This window comes from Streptomyces sp. NPDC057654 (assembly GCF_042800135.1).
Lineage (GTDB): Bacteria > Actinomycetota > Actinomycetes > Streptomycetales > Streptomycetaceae > Streptomyces.
Map to the genome: position 1 here is coordinate 1 of NZ_JBHVHQ010001439.1, position 1,194 is coordinate 1,194.

Consider the following 1,194-nt stretch of genomic DNA (forward strand, 5'->3'; position numbering starts at 1 on the left):
GCTCACCTTCGCCGTCTCCGTACCCGGCCGCCACTACGCGCACAACGCCGTCTCCGCCCTCGCCGCAGGCGTGGCCCTCGGCCTCCCGGCCCACAACCTCGCCTCGGCCCTCGGCAAGTACACCGGCGTCAAGCGCCGCCTCCAGCTCCAGGGCGAGGCGGCCGGCGTCCAGGTCATCGACTCGTACGCGCACCACCCCACCGAGATGACCGCCGACCTGGAGGCCATCCGCGGCGCCGCCGACGGCTCCCGCATCCTCGTCGTCTTCCAGCCCCACCTCTTCAGCCGCACCCAGGAACTCGCCGCCGAGATGGGTGAGGCCCTCGCCCTCGCCGACGCCTGCGTCGTCCTCGACATCTACCCGGCCCGCGAGGACCCGATCCCCGGCGTCACCAGCGCCCTGATCACCGACGCCGCCACCGCCGCGGGCGCCGACGTGACCCCCGAACACGACATGGCCGCCATCCCGGACCTCATCGCCGGAATGTCGAAGCCGGGGGATCTTGTTCTCACCATGGGAGCGGGCGATGTGACGGACCTCGGTCCGCGCATCCTGGAGCGCTTGGCCCGCCGGGACAGCTGAGGAGAGTCCGCACATGCCGTACGAGATCGACAAGCCGGAAGAGCAGTGGCGGGCGGAACTGTCCCCCGCCGAGTACCACGTACTCCGCGAGGCCGGCACCGAGCCCGCCTACCGCGGCGAGTACACCGACACCAAGACCGCCGGCGTCTACTCCTGCCGCGCCTGCGGCGCCGAGTTGTTCCGTTCCACCGAAAAGTTCGAGAGCCACTGCGGCTGGCCGTCCTTCTTCGACCCCAAGGACTCCGACGCCGTCGAACTCATCGAGGACCGCTCCCTCGGCATGGTCCGCGTCGAAGTCCGCTGCAAGCGCTGCGGCTCCCACCTCGGCCACGTCTTCGAGGGCGAGGGCTACCCCACCCCCACCGACCAGCGCTACTGCATCAACTCGATCTCCCTGACCCTCACCCCTGCCGAGGGCTGAGCCGAAAGCGTCATGGGCGCGCCGCTTGAGCGGCTTGGTGCGGGTGCGATTCGGGCCTTGCGGGTCCACAGGGCGAGCGGCGGCGAGGTTGGGGCGGGTTCGCTGTCTGCCGCCGGAGGGGGGTGGGCTGGTGTCGCAGGCGGCTGGTGGGTGGGTGCGGGTTTCGTCTCGGACCCTCCGGGTCCAAGGC

The 1,194-nt window shown here is 71.1% G+C and carries 2 protein-coding genes; both read left to right on the forward strand.

Annotated features, from left to right (window positions below; translation table 11 throughout):
* Positions 1–583: glutamate ligase domain-containing protein (locus tag ACFU99_RS44190; protein ID WP_384404516.1), on the forward strand; the 583-nt coding region annotated here is incomplete at its 5' end.
* A gap of 13 nt (positions 584–596) precedes the next feature.
* Complete coding sequence (gene msrB / locus ACFU99_RS44195) at positions 597–1,004, forward strand: peptide-methionine (R)-S-oxide reductase MsrB (protein WP_384404518.1); 408 nt, start codon at positions 597–599, stop codon at positions 1,002–1,004.
* Positions 1,005–1,194 lie beyond the last annotated feature (190 nt).

Coding starts and splice junctions, on each gene's coding strand:
- msrB (WP_384404518.1), top strand. CDS start 597: ATGCCGTACGAGATCGACAAGCCGGAAGAGCAGTGGCGGGCGGAACTG.